Below are 17,745 nucleotides of genomic sequence, written 5' to 3'. Positions count from 1 at the left end.
GAAAAAACCGCCGCGAAGGGTTTTTCCTAAGAATGCGCTCTGGTAGTGGGCGAACCAAAACAAAAGGGCCGGCGTGGCCGGCCCTTCCGGTTCGGTTTGTCAAGGCGTCAGATAATGACGACCTTGGTGCCTACTTTCACCCGGCGATAAAGGTCCATGACGTGCTCGTTGATCATGCGGAAGCAGCCGTTGGAGGCGCTCGTTCCGATCGACTGCGGCGCGATGGTGCCGTGAATGCGCAAATGGGTGTCCTTCTTGCCGTCATAAAGGTAAATGGCGCGCGCGCCGAGCGGATTTTCGCCGCCGCCGGGCATGCCGTCCTTGTACCGGCCGTAATTCTTCGGCTCGCGCTTCTGCATGTCGAGCGTCGGAATCCAGCGGGGCCATTCCTGCTTGTCGCCGACGGCGACCGTGCCCTTAAACTGCAGGCCTTCACGACCGACCGCGATCGCATAACGGCGGGCGGTCCATGAGGATTCGACGAGGTAGAGGCGGCGCGCGCTGGTATCGATGACGATGGTGCCGGGACTGTAGCCGGTGAATTCGACCTCTTGCGGCACGAACTCCGGCTTCACCTTGAACTGTTTCTTGGCCTCTTTCCTTTCGAGCGCGGCGTCGAGGGCGCGGGTCTCAGGGAGCAGCGACATCGAAGAGGACGTGCCCCCGAACAGGCCGGCGAAGAGCCCGACGCTCTGCGGCTTCTGTCCGACAGCCTCGCTGCGCAATTCGCCGTTGTTGCGGACCAGCGCGACGTTCATGGTCTCGGCGGAGACTGGCTCGGCCGACTGGATCGGTGCGATAGGTTGAACCGGTTCGATGATCTTGACGGTCTTCCTAGCCGGCTTGGCGTCGGCCAGCGCAGCGCGCTTATTCTTCTTGGCAAGAAACGCCTGCCGTTCCGCATCGGCCTTGGCTTTGGCCGCCGTGCGCATCGCAAGCTTCCTGGACTCGACCGCCTTGGCTCGAGCGGCCTCCTTGTCGGCCGCGATCTTTGCTTCCATCTTGCTGATCTGTGCAAGATCGTCCGGGGTCGGGTCTTTCTTCTTCTTGAGGAGCTTAAGTTGCGCCGTATCGCTTTTAGCGGCGACGTAGACGACATCGGTTGTTACTGCGGCTTTAGAAGCCGAATTACCCGCCGGCATGGCCGCGTAAGCGGGCGCACCCAGGCTGAGCGCGGCACATAGGCCGGCTAAAATGAAGCTGCGAAGCTGCATGGCGAAGATCCGATCGTTCTATGCTTGTTGCCCACGGCGTCGCCCGGCGTCCCCCAAGGACCCCGATAGTGCCGCGCACAATCTATAATCGATTAGCCGGAGTCGCCTCAAGCGCCCTGTCGTGCCGTGCCCGATCGAATCATCGTGGTCGTGCGGCATTTGCCGCGACTGTGTTCAAACAACAACAGATCGCGGCGCCGAACGCTGCCGATTACTGGTTTGGAACTTGCGGCGTTACCGGCAAGGTGACGCCATTTGTGGCCGGCGGCGTGGTCGAGCCCGCCGCTGGTGGCGTAGCGGGAGCCGGGGCCGCGGCATCATCGCCGGAAGGCGGCGTTGGCGCCGTATTGCCGGAAGGTGGCGTCGGCGCGGTGTTGCCAGAAGGTGGCGTCGGCGTCGTGGTGCCAGGCAACTGGTCGAGCACGCCGCCGCTCGCGCCGTTCGCCGCGGGCACACGATCAAGAATGTCGATCGGCTTCTCGCTGTAACGGGCGACGATCGACAATGTCAGCGAGGTAGCGAAGAACGCCGCGGCCAGGATTGCCGTCGCACGCGTCAGCGCGTTGGCAGCGCCGCGCGCGGTCATGAAGCCCGATCCGCCGCCGATGCCAAGGCCGCCGCCTTCGGAGCGCTGCAGCAGCACCACGCCGACAAGAGCGAGCACGACCATGAGGTGGACGACGATCAGTATGGTTTCCATAATTTATCCTGGCAAAGCCCTGCACGGCCGCAGATACGGCCGGTGATTTGGAGGCGGCTCAATACAATGCTTTGACGGCATTTCCAAGCCCGTGGCCGGAATATGGGAAGCGATGCGCCCTTTGCAACGATTTCCGCCTCGGCACAACTCTTCCGAAGCCGCTGACAGGCTTCGGATTCTACGAGATATTTCGATAGGCTTCGGCAATACCGAGAAAGTCCGCCGCCTTCAGGCTGGCACCGCCGACCAGCGCGCCGTCGACATTTTTCACGCCGAGCAGTTCGACCGCGTTCGACGGTTTGACCGAGCCGCCATAGAGGATGCGTATCTTCGCCGCCGCGCTGCCAAGCTTCTCCGACAGTTTTTCGCGAATATGCGCATGCGCTTCGGCCACGTCGGCGGCAGTCGGCGTCAGTCCCGTGCCGATCGCCCACACCGGTTCGTACGCTATGACGGTGTTCGACGCCGTGGCATTGGGCGGCACCGAGCCGGCGACCTGGCGCGACAGCACGTCGAGCGTAGCGCCCGCCTCGCGTTCGGCTCTCGTCTCACCGATGCAGATGATGGCCACCAGTCCGGCACGCCATGCGGCGGATGCCTTGGCCTGCACAATGGCGTCGTCCTCGTGGTGGTCGGCGCGGCGTTCGGAATGACCGACGATGACGTGACTGGCACCTGCATCTTTCAGCATCTCGGCCGAAATACAGCCGGTATGGGCGCCGTTCTCCTTGGCGTGGCAGTCCTCGCCCCCTGCCCGGACCGGCGTGCGCGATAAGATCTCCGCGGCATGCGCAAGCAGCGTCGCCGGAACGCAGACCAGCGCTTCGGTCTCCGCATCGAGCCCGCTCATGAAGCCGTTGCCGATCATCCTGAGTTCGTTGAGCGAGGCGCTGGTACCGTTCATTTTCCAGTTGCCTGCGACCAGCGGGCGGATTCCTGGTGTCATGGGATTTGCTTCTCCGGGCAATATTCGGCTGCGTCCTCACTACCAAACTCAGCCCACAAAGCAATCGACAGTGGCCCGGAAGGACGCTATTGCGCTTGTTTCAAACTCGGCGCATGCGAAAATGCGCAAAAATCGGAAGTGGGCATGCTTGGTATCTTGAGAAACGCGGCGGGGACCTGGGTCGCGAAGGCGCTGCTGATATTGTTGGTGTTGAGCTTCGCCGTCTGGGGCATTTCCGGTCAGCTGGCGGGTGGTTTCGCGGGCCACGACGCCGTTATCACGGCCGGAGGCACCAAAGTGTCGATCAACGAGTACCGCCTCGCCTATGATCGCCAGATCAGCGTAATGTCGCAGCAATTCGGCCAGCGTATCAGCCGCGAACAGGCGACGGCGCTCGGCCTGGACAACCAGGTGCTGGCGCAACTCGTGTCGGGTGCAGTCCTCGATGAGCAGGCCCGCAAGCTCGGGCTTGGTCTGTCCAAGGACCGGCTGGCCCAACTCACCCATGAAGACCCGGCCTTCAAGGGCCCCGGCGGCACCTTCGACAGGAGGACTTTCGAATACATACTGCAACAGGTCGGCATGCGGCCGGAAGACTATCTCAGGAATCGCGCCCAGGTGGCGGTGCGCCAGCAGATCGTCGAGGCGGTTTCGGATGGCCTCAAGACTCCGGACACCTTCTTCAAGGCGGTCGCGCTCTATCGTGGCGAAGACCGCACCATCGACTATCTGATCCTGCCGAAATCGCTGGTTGAGCCTATCGAAGCGCCATCCGACAGTGCGCTTTCGGCCTATTTCGAGGAAAATAAGAAGACCTATGCGGCGCCCGAATACCGGAAATTCTCCTACGTCAAGCTCGAGCCGGAAGACATCATGGATCTGAGCGGCGTGACCGACCAACAGGTCAGCGACGACTACAACAAGAACAAGGGGCGCTACACCACGCCGGAAATGCGGACCATCGAACAGCTCGTGTTCAAGTCGCCTGATGCCGCGAAGGCCGCGCTCGATTCACTCAAGACCGGCGCGACCTTCGACAAGATCGTGGCCGCCGAGGGCAAGACGCAAGCCGACACGCTGCTCGGCACGCTGGCCAAGGACAAGATTGCCGACAAGGCGGTGGCGGATGCGGCGTTTGCGCTCAACGTCAACGAAGTCAGCCCGGTCGTGCAGGGCGCCTTCGGTTCGGTGCTGCTGCGCGTCACCGACATCAAGCCCGAAGTGGTGAAGCCACTGGCCGAAGTGTCTACCGAAATCCGCAAGGATCTGGCGCTGGGCGAGGCGAGCCGCATTCTGCTGGACGCGCATGACAACTACGAAGATATCCGCGCTTCGGGCAGCACGCTCACGCAAGCCGCCGAAAAACTGAAGCTGAAGGTCGTCACCATCGACGCGATCGATCGCACCGGCCAGAGGCCGGACGGCACCATCGTCAAGGACCTGCCGGAATCGCCGGAGCTCATCAAGGCGGTGTTCGAGGCCGAACCCGGCACCGAGAATCCCGACCTCACCACCGCCGACAACGGCTTCGTGTTCTACGAGGTGGATTCGATCACGCCGGCCCGCGACCGCACGCTGGATGAAGTCCGCCAGAAGGTGGTGGCCGACTGGACGGCGGCGGAAACGACCAAGCGGCTCACCGCAAAAGCGGACGAACTCGAAAAACGTCTCGAGACCGGCGCCACGCTCGACGTGATCGCGGGCGAACTCAAGCTCGAGAAACAGACAAAGCGCGGCGTCAAGCGCGAGGCGGACGACGTCGATTTCGGCAAGGAAGGAGCCGCGGCGATGTTCGGCGAAGGCGAAGGCGGGACAGGGCTGATCCCCTCGCCCACCGGCGACGGACAGATTCTGTTCAAGATCGCCGAAGTCTTCGAGCCTGCCGGAGCCGACGCCAGCTCGGTGCCGGACGACGCGCAGAAATCCTTTACCGCCGGCATATCCGACGACCTGCTCGACCAGCTGGTGGCGCAGCTGCAGACGCAATACGACGTTCGCATTGACCAGACCGCCATTGCCCAAGCCCTGACCAGATGAGCGCGCTCAAGCCCCATATCGCCAAGGTCGCCGCCGGCACCGCCCTTTCCTTCGAGGAGGCGCGCGAAGCCTTCGACATCATCATGTCGGGCGATGCGACACCCGGCCAGATCGGCGGCTTCCTGATGGCGCTGCGCGTGCGCGGCGAGACGGTGAGCGAGATTTCCGGCGCCGTCGCCACCATGCGCGCCAAGATGCTGCGTGTCGACGCGCCCGCTGGCGCCATAGACATCGTCGGCACTGGCGGCGACAATTCGCACAGCGTCAACATCTCGACCGCATCCGCCTTCGTCATCGCCGCCTGCGGCGTGCCGGTGGCCAAGCACGGCAATCGCGGACTGTCCTCGCAGACCGGCGCCGCCGACGTGCTGACCGCGCTCGGAGTCAAGATCGACATCCCGCCGGAGACGATCGCGCGCTGCATCCGCGACACAGGCGTCGGCTTCATGTTCGCACCAGCGCATCATCCGGCGATGAAGCATGTCGGCCCGACCCGCGTCGAACTCGGCACCCGCACCATCTTCAACCTGCTCGGCCCGCTCTCCAATCCGGCTGGTGTCGTCAGGCAGATGGTCGGCGTGTTCTTGCCGGAATGGATCATTCCGGTGGCCGAGACGCTGAAGGCACTGGGTGCCGACCATGCCTGGGTCGTCCATGGCGACGGCTATGACGAAATCACCACCACCGGCGAGACTGAGGTGGCCGAGCTGGTCTGCGGCGAGATCCGCAGCTTTACACTGACCCCGGAAGCGGTCGGGCTGAAGCGTCATACCAAGGAGGAGTTGCGCGGCGGCGACGCTGCCTACAACGCCCAGGCGCTGCGCGACATGCTGGGCGGCGCCGCCGGCGCCTATCGCGATACGGTGCTGATGAACGCCGGCGCCGGTCTGGTGGTGGCGGGCAGGGCGACGACGCTTGCCGACGGCGTGGCGACTGCAGCGCAAGCCATCGACAGCGGCCGCGCGCTGAAGATGCTCGACCGGCTGGTCGAGATTTCGAACGGATAGAGCCGTGTCTGATATCCTTCGCAAGATCGAAGCCTACAAGCGCGACGAGATCGCGGCAGCGAAGGCGCGCGTGCCGCTTGCCGAGATCAAGGCGCGGGCGAAAGACGCCGATGCGCCGCGCGGCTTTCTCTCGGCGCTTGAAGCCAAGCGCAAATCCGGTAGTTTCGCGCTGATCGCCGAGATCAAGAAGGCGAGCCCGTCCAAGGGCCTGATCCGCGCCGATTTCGATCCGCCGGCACTGGCCAAGGCCTATGTGGAGGGTGGTGCCGCCTGCCTTTCGGTGCTGACAGATGCGCCCTCCTTCCAGGGTGCGCCTGAATTCCTCACCGATGCGCGCAGCGCCGTGACATTGCCGGCTTTGCGCAAGGATTTTCTGTTCGAACCTTATCAGGTGTTCGAAGCCCGTGCGTGGGGCGCGGACGCCATCCTGATCATCATGGCGAGCGTCGATGACGCCGTGGCCAGGGAACTCGAATCGACGGCTTTCGATCTCGGAATGGACGCCCTGGTCGAGGTGCATGACGAGGCCGAGACGGAACGCGCGCTGAAACTGTCGTCGCGGCTGATCGGCATCAACAACCGCAACCTCCGGACGTTCGAAACCAGTCTCGATACTTCGGAGCGGCTGGCTGCGATGGTGCCGGCCGGCCGCCTGCTGGTCAGCGAGAGCGGTATTTTCTCACACGAAGACTGCCGCAGGCTGGAACGGAGCGGCATTGGCACCTTCCTCGTCGGCGAGAGCCTGATGCGGCAACAGGACGTGGCCGCCGCAACGCACCTGCTTTTGACGGGCAAGGCGCCGGCCGAGGCTCTCTGACGATGACGGCCTCCCTCACCCATCTTGGCGCACAGGGCGAAGCCAACATGGTCGATGTCGGCGACAAGGCGGAGACGACGCGCACGGCGGTCGCCGAGGGCTTTGTCTCGATGCTGCCAGAGACGCTCAAAATGATCCTCGACGGCGATGCCAAGAAGGGCGACGTGCTGGGCACGGCGCGCATCGCCGGCATCATGGCGGCCAAGAGGACGCATGAGCTGATCCCGCTCTGCCATCCGCTTCTGTTGACCAAACTATCGGTCGACATCGAACCGGACGCGACGCTACCTGGCCTGAAGGTCACAGCGCTGGCCCGCGTCACCGGCAAGACCGGCGTCGAGATGGAGGCGCTGACCGCCGCCTCGGTCGCTTGCCTGACCATCTACGACATGGCCAAGGCGGTCGACCGGGCCATGGTGATCTCCGGCATCAGGCTGGTGGAAAAGACCGGCGGCAAATCCGGCGACTACAAGGTGAGCGCCCAAAGGGCAGGCCGATAATGGCGCTGCTTCCGGTCACCGAAGCGCTCGAGCGCCTGCTTGAAGATGCTGCGCCCTCGCAAGCCGAAAGCATCACCCTGATGGACGCCGCCGACCGTGTGCTGGCGGAGCCGCTCATGGCGCTCCGCACCCAGCCGCCCTTCAACGCGTCCGCCATGGACGGCTATGCCGCGCGAGCCGTGGATGTCGCGTCCGTTCCCGCAAGACTTTCGGTGATCGGCATGGCGCCGGCCGGTCGCGGCTTCGCCGGAACAGTCGGCCCGGCGCAGGCCGTGCGCATCTTCACCGGCGCGCCGCTTCCCGCGGGCGCTGACACCATCGTCATCCAGGAGAATGTCCGCGACCTCGGCGGCAGCAGCATCGAAGTGACCGCGTCGACGGTTGAAGGCCGCAACATCCGCCGCCTCGGGCTCGATTTCTCGAACGGCGAAGTTCTGCTGGAGAAAGGCCGCCTGCTCGATCCGGCGGCCTTGTCACTGGCGGCGTCGGCCAACCATCCGCGAGTCAGCGTGGTCAAACGGCCGCTGGTCGCCATAATCGCCACCGGCGACGAACTGCTGCCGCCGGGCAGCGACCTTGGCCCCGACCAGATCATCTCGTCCAATGCCTATGGCGTCGCCGCCGCGGCCCGCTCGGTCGGCGCGCGTGCGCTCGATCTCGGCATCGCCCCCGACCGCAAGGAGGCGATCGCCGCGCTGGTGAAAAAAGCGGTCGGCGCAGGAGCCGACGTCATCGTCACGCTGGGCGGCGCCTCGGTCGGCGACCACGACCTCGTCCATGACGTGCTGACCGGCGAAGGGATGACGCTCGATTTCTGGAAGATCGCCATGCGGCCCGGCAAGCCGCTGATGTTCGGGCGGCTGGGCGACATCCGCTGCGTCGGCCTGCCCGGCAATCCGGTGGCGAGCCTAGTCTGCACGCAGCTCTTCCTGAAGCCGCTGCTTGCGCGGCTCGGTGGCCGCGCCTACCGGCAGGACATGCGTGAGGCGCGGCTGGGGGCTGCGATGCCGGCCAACGATCTCAGGCAGGACTATGTCCGCGCCGTGGTGAAGGAAGAAGCCGGCGTGCTTGAGGCGACGCCGTTCGGCATTCAGGATTCCTCGATGCTCAGAATGCTGGCCGACGCCAACGGGCTGATCGTGCGCGAGCCATTCGCTCCCCCAGCCGCGACGGGCGCAGCCTGCAGCGTGCTGATGCTACGCTGAACAAAACGTCAACACATTCATTAAACTTTAAACGGTTGCAGAACACAACTGGAACAGATAGTGTTTGTTCTGGGTTTGTTTTTCTGATTCTGTCGGGGGTTCGCGATGCTGACACGCAAACAACATGAGCTGCTTATGTTTATCCACGAACGGCTGAAGGAAAGCGGCATTCCGCCCTCGTTCGACGAGATGAAGGAAGCGCTCGACCTCGCCTCCAAGTCGGGTATCCATCGGCTGATCACGGCGCTGGAGGAGCGCGGCTTCATTCGCCGCCTGCCCAACCGCGCCCGCGCGCTGGAGGTGCTGCGCCTGCCCGATTCGATCGCGCCCGGCCTCAATGCGGCGCGCAAATTCTCGCCAAGCGTCATTCAAGGCAGCCTTGGACAGGGCAATCTCGGACGACAGATCAAGCCGGCGCCTTCACGCATGCCTGCGGCCGGAAATGACGACGACGTCGTTGCCACCGTCTCCATCCCAGTGATGGGCCGCATCGCTGCCGGCGTGCCGATCGACGCCATTCAGCACCAGACTCATTCGATCTCGGTGCCGCCGGATATGATCACCGGCGGCGCGCACTACGCGCTGGAGGTCAAGGGCGATTCGATGATCGAGGCCGGCATTTTCGACGGCGATACGGTCATCATCCGCAACGCCGACACCGCCCAGCCTGGCGAGATCATTGTGGCCCTGGTCGACGAGGAGGAAGCGACGCTGAAACGGTTCCGCCGCAAAGGCGCCTCGATCGCCCTGGAGGCCGCCAATCCGGCCTATGAGACGCGCATCTTCGGGCCGGACCGGGTCAAGGTGCAAGGCAAGCTTGTCGGATTGATCCGGCGTTACTGAGCGGCGGCTTTTTTGGGTTTCTCGGCCTTGCGGTATGGCGGCAGGCCTCTCGCCTCTCGAGAAAACTTTCGCTGCACGTGCCAGGGCCGGTACGGTTCCTCGACGGCGAAACGAATTTTTGCGCGCGTCGTCGCCGATTGCGGATCGAAGAAGACGGCGGCACTGCCCATGCGAGCGAGTTGCCGTTTGGTCACGACGAGGACCAGCGGATTGCGGCAGGGATTATAATAGGCTGTCGCATCGTCGATGACGATCAAGTCCGCAAAGGCACAGGCTGGCCGCGCGGTTTTGCGGTCGTCGGCGAGCGCGACGATCGCGCCGGACGGATGCCGGGCAAGGCACAGACCGGCAGTGCAGTAGAAAGGCGCGCCCGGCGGCAGGTCTGCCGAATCGGTGATGTCGAATTGCATATCCGTCTTGGCGAATGTCTCCGGCATGATGATCGTCTCGACCTTCAGGGCGTGTTTCCAGTTGTCGATGGTAAATTCGTTCGGACGCGCCCGGTTGACGGCAAGCTCACCGCCGCCGATCGGCAGAGCGACCAGCCGCGCATTCTCCGAGATCAGCACGTCGGGCGTGGGTGTGTCGGAAATCGTCAGCAGGCCGGCAAGCGCGAAAGGAAGCGCCGCGAGCCGCAGCCAGGTCGTCGCCATGGTCGCGATGACAAGAGCGATCGTCGCCAGCAGGACAGATTGCATCGAAATCAGCCCGACAGCGTCGATGGGCGAGCGCTCCGAGATCCATCCGGACACGACGATCATCGCTGTTAGCCCCTTGCCCATCACATAGAGCAAAGGCCCGTCGGCACCGAACGGCATCGCCAGAGCGCTGAGCACGGCGAAAGGCATGACCACCAGCGAGACGATCGGCATGATCGCCAGATTGGCGAACAGGCTGAGTGGCGAGACCCGCTGGAAATGCCATATGGCAAAAAGCCCCGTAGCGCTTCCCGCGATGATGGAGGTCATGGCCAGGCCACTCATCGCCACCAGGAATTTTCGCGTGACGAAGCCGAGCGACGTTCGTCGCGGCGGTGGTGCGGCGGCCCTGCCTGCGCGGTAGTCGGACCAGCCGGCATAGGCGCCGACGAGGGCCGCGGTCGCGGCGAAGGACATCTGAAAACTCGGCCCGACAACCTCATGCGGCGACACGACGATGACGGCAATCGCCGAGATCGCCAGGTTGCGCATGGTGAGCGCCGCCCGGTCGAACAGCACGGCGATCAGCATCACCGCCAGCATGATGAAACTGCGCTCGGCCGCAACCACGACACCCGAAATGATGAGATAGGCCGCAATCGAAAAAAGCGCGGCCGCAGCCGCGTATTTTTTGACCGGCCGTCGCGAGGAGAAATCGGGAAACAGCGCGAAGGCGCCGCGCAGCAGCGCCATGACCGTGCCGGCAACCAGCGCCATGTGCAGGCCGGAGATGGAGATGATGTGATAGATGCCGCTGCGCCGCATCGCCTCGTTGATCTCTTCGGGAATGCCGGCGCGCACGCCGACGATCAGCGCGGCGGCAATCTCGCCCTCGGCGCCGCCGATGCTGCCGCGAACATGGTCGGCGATGCTCTCGCGCGCGTTCTCGACCGCTGAGGAAAGACGCGTGGCAAGCGGTGCACCATCTGGCGACGCGCCATCCGGGGGAACAATTTTTGGAGTGCCAAGGAAAAAGCCACTGGCGCCGATGCCGGCGAAATAGCTGTCGAAGGAGTAATCATAGCCGTCCGGCCGCACCGGACCGGTTGGTGGCAGCAGCCTGACATAGCCGGTCACTTTCGATCCGGCGGTCGTGCCCGGCGGTATTTTCATGGCCGAAGCGCGAACCCGCTTGGGCATATAGCGCAGCGTTGGCCGGGCGGTCGAGATCACATCGATGGTCAGCCGGATGCGACCGTTCGCCATCCGGTCGAGGCTGACGATACGGCCGGTCAGCCGCGTCGGGATTTCCGAGCCGAGCATCTGCGTTCCCGCGCGCCAGGTCTCGACCTTGGCGGCGAGCACGCCGAGCGCGCACAGCAGCGCCACCACGAAGCACAGATGCGTTTTGCGCCATGAGCGCGAGACGGCCGCACACAATGCCGTGAGGACCACGACGGCTATGGTTTGCGAGAAGTCCGGTTCACTCGCCAACGAAAAATAGAAGATCACCCCGCATGCCAGGAAAACCGGCACCAGCAGGAAGGCGACGCCACGGTCGATCTCCATGCCGGCTGCCGAGGCCATGCTGTTACGGATACCGGACGGCGAAAGTTGGCGAAGGTGTCCTCGCAGGCGAACGGCAGGTCCGATCTTCTGGCTCGGGACCCTTGCGGGCCCCTCCGGTGGCAGCGGCCTGACATCAAGGCGTGGCAGCGAATCCGGCGCCGGTATGACAGGCACGGATGCGGCAAACAGCGACCGTTCGCTGACGCTGCAGACCGCGCCGTCGCTCTCGTCCGCACCGCGGCCTGATCCAGCCATCGGGTCTGCCCCTTGCGCCCTTGACCTCCTATGCTACATGAACGCGCGGCGCGCGAAAGTCCGCGCGACCACATCCGTTTCCTGCGCTTGCCCCGAGAGTTCCATGTCCGACAAGGTCGTTACCCGTTTTGCCCCCTCGCCAACCGGCTTCCTGCATATTGGCGGGGCGCGCACGGCGCTGTTCAACTGGCTGTATGCGAAACACACCGGCGGCACCATGCTGCTGCGCATCGAGGACACCGATCGCGAGCGTTCGACGGATGCGGCAACCGCCGCCATTCTCGATGGGCTCGTCTGGCTCGGCCTCACCTGGGATGGCGAGCCGGTATCGCAGTTCGAGCGCGCGCCGCGCCACCGCGCAGTCGCCGAGGAGCTGGTGCGCCTCGGCAAGGCCTATTACTGCTATGCGACGCCAGCCGAGCTGGAGGCGATGCGCGAGAGCGCGCGGGCCAAGGGGCTGCCGCCTCGCTATGACGGACGCTGGCGCGACCGCGACCCCTCGGAGGCGCCGGCCGGCGCCAAGGGCGCCATCCGCATCAAGGCGCCGACCGAGGGCGAGACGGTGGTGCATGATCGCGTGCAGGGCGAGGTGCGCTTTCCCAACAAGGATCTCGATGATTTCATCATCCTGCGCTCGGACGGCAATCCGACCTATATGCATGCCGTCGTCGTCGACGACCATGACATGGGCATCACCCACATCATCCGCGGCGACGACCATCTGACCAACGCCGCCCGCCAGACAGTGATCTATCGAGCCATGGGCTGGGAGGTGCCGTCGATGTCGCATATCCCGCTGATCCATGGTGCCGACGGCGCCAAGCTCTCGAAGCGGCATGGCGCCCTTGGCGTCGAAGCCTATCGCGCCATGGGCTACCTGCCCGAGGCACTACTCAACTACCTGGCGCGGCTCGGCTGGAGCCACGGCGACGACGAGATCATGTCGATCGCCGACATGATTGCGTGGTTCGATATCGGCGACGTCAACAAGGGAGCCGCCCGGTTCGACTTCGCCAAGCTCGAGGCGTTGAACGGCGTGCATATGCGCCGGATGAACGACGCCGAATTGCTCGATATCTTCATCGCCACCTTGCCCTATCTCGAAGGCGGACAGGCGATCGCCGCGCGGCTCGACGACAGGCGCAAGGCGCAGTTGCTTGCCGCCCTGCCCGGCTTGAAGGAGCGCGCCAAGACGCTGGTCGAGCTGGCCGACGGTGCCGCCTTCCTGTTCGCTGCGCGGCCGCTGCCGATCGACGAGAAGGCGGCGGCGCTGCTCAGTGGTGAAGCGCGTGAGATCCTGCGGGGCGCCCACGCGGCGCTGAAGGCGGTTTCAGGCGACTGGACGGCCGCTGCGGCGGAGGCTGCGATCCGCGAATATGCGCTGGCAGGCGACCGGAAACTCGGCGCCGTGGCCCAACCTTTGCGGGCCGCGCTCACCGGCAAAAGCACCTCGCCGGGCGTGTTCGATGTGCTTGCCGTACTTGGCCGCGAGGAAAGCCTGGCGCGCATCGCCGATCAAATCGATTAGGAGAACTGGCCCAAGAAGATTGGCATTGAAAGGCGGCTTTCGCAGTGCAACATTAGGTCCTGGCCCAATTTGGCACGCAGATCCAATGGCAGGCGCAAACACGAGCACTCCGATGCTTTCGACGTGTTGCGTTGCGGAAATTTCGCCTTTGCCGGCATGAAGAAACAAAAAGGAGTTTGCAATGTCCGAAGCTGCGACAAGATTGGAATTTGGCGGCAAAACCCACACGTCGACTGCAAAACTGGAGCTCGGTGGTAAAACTCACGAGTTGAAGGTGCGAAGCGGCTCGGTCGGACCTGATGTCATCGACATCGGTTCGCTTTACAACACCACCGGGGCCTTCACCTACGATCCCGGCTTCACGTCGACGGCAAGCTGCGAATCGGAAATCACCTTCATCGATGGCGATGCCGGCATCCTTTTGCATCGCGGCTATCCCATCGACCAGTTGGCCGAGCATGGCGACTTCCTCGAAGTCTGCTATCTCTTGCTCTACGGCGAATTGCCGACCAAGGCGCAAAAGGACGATTTCGACTACCGGGTGACGCGCCACACCATGGTGCATGAGCAGATGTCGCGCTTCTTCACCGGCTTTCGCCGCGACGCGCACCCGATGGCGGTGATGTGCGGCGTGGTCGGCGCGCTGTCGGCATTCTATCACGATTCCACCGACATCTCGGACCCCTACCAGCGCATGGTTGCATCGATGCGGCTGATCGCCAAGATGCCGACGATCGCGGCTATGGCCTACAAATACCATATCGGCCAGCCCTTCATTTACCCGAAGAACGAGCTGAATTTCGCGGCCAACTTCCTGCACATGTGCTTTGCCGTGCCGTGCGAGGAATACAAGATCAACCCGGTGCTGGCGCGCGCCATGGAGCGCATCTTCATCCTGCACGCCGATCACGAGCAGAACGCCTCGACCTCGACCGTCCGCCTCGCCGGCTCGTCGGGCGCCAACCCGTTTGCCTGCATAGCGGCCGGCATCGCCTGCCTGTGGGGGCCGGCCCATGGCGGCGCCAACGAGGCGGCCTTGAACATGCTGGGCGAGATCGGCCATGTCGACCACATCCCGGAATTCATCGCCCGCGCCAAGGACAAGAACGATCCGTTCCGGCTGATGGGCTTTGGCCACCGCGTCTACAAGAATTACGATCCGCGCGCCAAGATCATGCAGAAGACCGCGCATGAGGTTTTGGGCGAACTCGGCATCAAGGACGATCCGCTGCTCGACATCGCCATGGAACTGGAAAAGATCGCGCTGACCGACTCTTACTTCATCGAGAAGAAGCTTTATCCGAATGTCGATTTCTATTCCGGCATCACGCTGAAGGCGCTGGGCTTCCCCACCACCATGTTCACCGTGCTGTTCGCGGTCGCCCGCACCGTCGGCTGGATTGCGCAATGGAAAGAGATGATCGAGGATCCGCACCAGAAGATCGGCCGTCCGCGCCAGCTCTATACAGGCGCGCCGGAACGCGACTACGTACCGATTGCAAAGCGGTGAGTAGCGAGTAGCGAGTAGCGAGTAGCGAGTAGCGAGTAAAAGATAGAAGAGCGCCGTTCGGCGTCTACTATTACCGCTGGCTATTCGCTTTACTTCCCTTGATACACTCCATCACAACCCCTGCAGCGATGTCGCCGGACGGCTTGTCGGTGGCCATGCGTCTGGCCACCTCGGCAAAACCGTCCTTCTGCCATGCACGATAGGGGGTATCGGAAAACAGCGCCTCCAACTGCCGCGCCAGATAGTGCGGCCGCACATATTCGTTGTAGCTTTCCGGCACGACCGGGCGGTCGGCGATAAGATTGGGCAAGGCGGCGCTCCATACGGTGATCAGGCTCTGAGCCATCCGCATGACCGGATCGAAGCGGTAGCAGGAGACCATCGGCACACCCGACAGCGCCAGTTCCAGCGACACCGTTCCCGACGCGATCAGCGCTGCATCGGCCTTGCCGAAAGCCTGCCATTTGCGTTCGGGATCAAGGATGATCTCTGGCTTCTCGTCCCAGCTTGCCACCGAAGCCCTGACCAGGTCGGCAACATGCGGCACCGTCGGCAACAGCAGGCGCAAGCGATGCCCCCGCGCGCGCAGGATCGAGATCGTCTTGCCAAACGGGCCGACCAGCCGTCGCACCTCGCCGCGGCGGGAGCCGGGCAGCACAAGCAGTGTCTTTACGCGATCATCCGACAGGTCGCGCGGCGAGCTTTGCGCCTTGGCCGCGCCGAGCACGCCCGGATCATGCGTGAGGCGATGGCCGACATAGGTGCCGGGCGGACCATCGAGGCGAGCGAGCTCCTTCACCTCGAAAGGCAGGATGCAAAGGATATGGTCGACATATGGCTTCATCGCCACCGCCCTGCCCGGCCGCCATGCCCAGACGCTCGGGCAGACATAGTGAACGATCGGGATTGCGGGATCGGCGGCGCGAACCTTTTTCGCCACGCGCAGCGAAAAATCCGGGCTGTCGATGGTGATGAGACAGTCGGGCCTTTCACCGGCGACCGCACTGGCCGTCTGGCTGATCCGCCGCATTAGGCGCGGCAGATCGCGCAGAATGGCGCTCAGTCCCATCAGCGCGATCTCGCCGCCGTCGAAGAGCGGAGTGAGGCCGAGCGCCTGCAAATGGCGGCCGCCGATGCCGACGAGCCGGATCTCGCGTCCGGTCGCGCGCTTGAGCGCCTCTACGATGTCGGCGCCAAGCAGGTCGCCGGACTCCTCGCCGGCGACGATGGCGATCTTCAGCGGCTTCTCATTTGCCATGCGCGGGCTCCGCAGCAGGCAGTCCGAATACGAACAGGCCGAGCGCATTTGCGCGGGCGACAACGGCGGGGCCTTCCAGAATTAGCGAGCGGCCGGCTTCGACGGCAATGCCGGCAAGTCCGGCGGCATGCGCCGCCTCTACCGTCTGCGGCCCGATGGAAGGCAGATCGGCGCGCAGCTCCTGGCCGGGCTTGGCGCATTTGACCAGAACGCCGCGCGTTCTGCCCGCCAACCTGCCATGACCGCGCAATTGCCTTGTTCGCTCAAGCAATCCGTCGGTCCCCTCGACGCCTTCCAGAGCGATGGCGCGGCCACCGACCGCAACAGCCGCCTGGCCGATATCCAGCGCGCCGATGGCCTTTGCCGCCGCATGCGCCGCTTCGATGTCGCGCCAGTCCGATTTTCGCGGCGCCGCCTTGGTCAGCGCCCCTTCGGCGGCGACCAGTTCCGGCACGATCTCATGGGCGCCGACGACCTTGATGCCGCTGCGCTCGACCCTGCGCACGAACAGTTTCAGCACGGTGTCGTCGCCTTGGGTTGCACCGACAAGAAGGCTGGGCACCCAGGCGAGCAGGCCGAGATTAAGGCGCATGGCGCTCAGCCTGGGGCGGCGTGTGATATGACCCGCAGTCACCAGATGGGTGACATGGTGATTTTTGAGCGTCGGCAGCAGTGAGCCGACATCCTCCAGCCTCAAGGTCACCTGCTCATAGTCGTCAAAGTCGGATATGCGGTCGACCTCGCCCGCCGCCATTACGACGAAGGGAGACTTGCCTTGCCCAGCAAGCGCCCTGGCAATTTCGACCGGCAGACTGCCGCCGCCGGCAATAATGCCGACCTTGGCGTCTGGCGCGAGATCAAGGCCTGTCCGGGTGGCCTCAGTCCTCGTCATCTGCATCGTCGCCGTCGCCAGCCTTGAGCGACGGGACGGCGTAGTGCCGCTTGCCGCGACTGGCGATGAAATCGATGATTTTCATGGCGGTCGGCGACGAGGCGAATTCCGCCTTGGCGAACTCGATGTTCTCGCCGACGGTTCGGGAGCGATCGAATATCGTCCTGTAGGCCTTGCGCAGCATATGGATCTCGGAGCGCGGCAGCCCCGCGCGCTTCAGGCCGATGATGTTGAGGCCGCGAAGGCTGGCGCGATTGCCGACCGCGATGGCGTAGGGAATGACATCGCCGACGATTGCCGAGCAACCACCGAGAAAGGCGTTGTCGCCGACGCGGACAAATTGATGAACAGCACTGAGGCCTCCGATATAGACGTTGTCGCCGATCTCGCAATGGCCGCCCAGCGTCGCCTGATTGGCGAAGGTGGCGTTCTTGCCGACGACGCAGTCATGGGCGATGTGGGCGTAGGCAAGGAAGTTGCCGTTATCGCCGATCGTCGTCTCGCCGCGGCTGGAATCTGTGCCGAGATGCATGGTCACGCCTTCGCGGATCGTGCAGTTCTCGCCGATGACCAGTGTGGTGCGGCCGCCCTTGTGCTTGGTGTTCTGTGGCGGCCCGCCCAGTGTCGCCATCGGATAGACCTTGGTCGACGCACCGATGGTGGTCGCGCCCAGCACCGAGACATGGCTGACCATTTCGACGCGGTCGCCGATCACCGCGTCGGCACTGATGTGGCACAACGGCCCGATGCGGACGCCTGCGCCGATTTTGGCGCCTGCCTCGATGACCGACGATGGATGGATGACTGTCTGGATTTTCATGAGCAT

15 protein-coding genes are annotated in these 17,745 nt (G+C 63.9%); 8 read left to right on the top strand and 7 right to left on the bottom strand.

Going from position 1 to position 17,745, the window contains the following annotated elements; translation table 11 throughout:
* Window positions 1-107 precede the first annotated feature (107 nt).
* The 3 genes from IQ26_RS02620 to tpiA all read right to left on the bottom strand — a co-directional run bounded on the left by IQ26_RS02620 (window position 108) and on the right by tpiA (window position 2,860).
* Window positions 108-1,214 carry a L,D-transpeptidase gene (locus tag IQ26_RS02620; RefSeq protein WP_145712854.1) on the bottom strand — a complete coding sequence of 369 codons (1,107 nt, stop codon included), beginning with the start codon at window positions 1,212-1,214 and terminating at the stop codon, window positions 108-110.
* Window positions 1,215-1,425: 211 nt separating this feature from the next.
* Entirely contained in the window at window positions 1,426-1,914 is a 489-nt protein-coding gene (secG, locus tag IQ26_RS02615; protein ID WP_145712851.1) for a preprotein translocase subunit SecG, read from the bottom strand.
* A 178-nt stretch (window positions 1,915-2,092) separates the two neighbouring features.
* Window positions 2,093-2,860, bottom strand: coding sequence for a triose-phosphate isomerase (gene tpiA, locus IQ26_RS02610; RefSeq protein WP_145712848.1), 768 nt, complete (start codon window positions 2,858-2,860; stop codon window positions 2,093-2,095).
* A gap of 144 nt (window positions 2,861-3,004) precedes the next feature.
* On the opposite strand from tpiA, the gene IQ26_RS02605 reads away from it, so the two are divergent.
* The 6 genes from IQ26_RS02605 to lexA all read left to right on the top strand — a co-directional run bounded on the left by IQ26_RS02605 (window position 3,005) and on the right by lexA (window position 9,269).
* Window positions 3,005-4,897, top strand: coding sequence for a SurA N-terminal domain-containing protein (locus tag IQ26_RS02605; RefSeq protein WP_145712845.1), 1,893 nt, complete (start codon window positions 3,005-3,007; stop codon window positions 4,895-4,897).
* Window positions 4,894-5,904: an anthranilate phosphoribosyltransferase gene (gene trpD, locus IQ26_RS02600; protein WP_145712842.1), complete on the top strand. Its 1,011-nt coding sequence runs from the start codon at window positions 4,894-4,896 to the stop codon at window positions 5,902-5,904. The genes IQ26_RS02605 and trpD overlap by 4 nt, the downstream gene beginning before the upstream one ends.
* Window positions 5,905-5,908: 4 nt before the next feature.
* Window positions 5,909-6,721: an indole-3-glycerol phosphate synthase TrpC gene (gene trpC, locus IQ26_RS02595; protein ID WP_145712839.1), complete on the top strand. Its 813-nt coding sequence runs from the start codon at window positions 5,909-5,911 to the stop codon at window positions 6,719-6,721.
* A gap of 2 nt (window positions 6,722-6,723) precedes the next feature.
* The gene (gene moaC, locus IQ26_RS02590) at window positions 6,724-7,221 is read left to right on the top strand and encodes a cyclic pyranopterin monophosphate synthase MoaC (protein ID WP_145712836.1); all 498 of its coding nucleotides are present in this window, start codon (window positions 6,724-6,726) and stop codon (window positions 7,219-7,221) included.
* Entirely contained in the window at window positions 7,221-8,426 is a 1,206-nt protein-coding gene (locus tag IQ26_RS02585; RefSeq protein ID WP_145712833.1) for a molybdopterin molybdotransferase MoeA, read from the top strand. The genes moaC and IQ26_RS02585 overlap by 1 nt, the downstream gene beginning before the upstream one ends.
* A gap of 105 nt (window positions 8,427-8,531) precedes the next feature.
* Window positions 8,532-9,269, top strand: coding sequence for a transcriptional repressor LexA (lexA, locus tag IQ26_RS02580; RefSeq protein ID WP_145712830.1), 738 nt, complete (start codon window positions 8,532-8,534; stop codon window positions 9,267-9,269).
* On the opposite strand, the gene IQ26_RS02575 is transcribed toward lexA, so the two are convergent.
* A complete protein-coding gene (locus IQ26_RS02575) occupies window positions 9,263-11,731 on the bottom strand; it encodes a ComEC/Rec2 family competence protein (RefSeq protein ID WP_145712827.1) in 2,469 nt (822 codons plus the stop codon). The genes lexA and IQ26_RS02575 overlap by 7 nt on opposite strands.
* Window positions 11,732-11,834: 103 nt before the next feature.
* On the opposite strand from IQ26_RS02575, the gene gltX reads away from it, so the two are divergent.
* Both gltX and gltA read left to right on the top strand, forming a co-directional pair.
* Window positions 11,835-13,259, top strand: coding sequence for a glutamate--tRNA ligase (gene gltX, locus IQ26_RS02570; RefSeq protein WP_145712823.1), 1,425 nt, complete (start codon window positions 11,835-11,837; stop codon window positions 13,257-13,259).
* Between the two features lie 181 nt (window positions 13,260-13,440).
* A complete protein-coding gene (gene gltA, locus IQ26_RS02565; RefSeq protein WP_145712820.1) occupies window positions 13,441-14,769 on the top strand; it encodes a citrate synthase in 1,329 nt (442 codons plus the stop codon).
* Window positions 14,770-14,839: 70 nt separating this feature from the next.
* On the opposite strand, the gene lpxB is transcribed toward gltA, so the two are convergent.
* The 3 genes from lpxB to lpxA are packed head-to-tail and all read right to left on the bottom strand — an operon-like array spanning window position 14,840 to window position 17,739.
* A complete protein-coding gene (gene lpxB / locus IQ26_RS02560; protein ID WP_145712817.1) occupies window positions 14,840-16,027 on the bottom strand; it encodes a lipid-A-disaccharide synthase in 1,188 nt (395 codons plus the stop codon).
* A complete protein-coding gene (locus tag IQ26_RS02555) occupies window positions 16,017-16,919 on the bottom strand; it encodes an LpxI family protein (protein WP_145712814.1) in 903 nt (300 codons plus the stop codon). Before IQ26_RS02555 ends, lpxB begins: the two co-directional genes overlap by 11 nt.
* On the bottom strand, window positions 16,906-17,739 hold the full coding sequence (gene lpxA / locus IQ26_RS02550; protein WP_145712811.1) for an acyl-ACP--UDP-N-acetylglucosamine O-acyltransferase: 834 nt from the start codon (window positions 17,737-17,739) through the stop codon (window positions 16,906-16,908). The genes IQ26_RS02555 and lpxA overlap by 14 nt, the downstream gene beginning before the upstream one ends.
* Between the last annotated feature and the right edge of the window lie 6 nt (window positions 17,740-17,745).

Source organism: Mesorhizobium tianshanense, from assembly GCF_007830515.1.
In the GTDB taxonomy this organism is placed as follows: domain Bacteria; phylum Pseudomonadota; class Alphaproteobacteria; order Rhizobiales; family Rhizobiaceae; genus Mesorhizobium; species Mesorhizobium tianshanense.
This window is presented reverse-complemented; position numbering and strand designations above follow the sequence as displayed.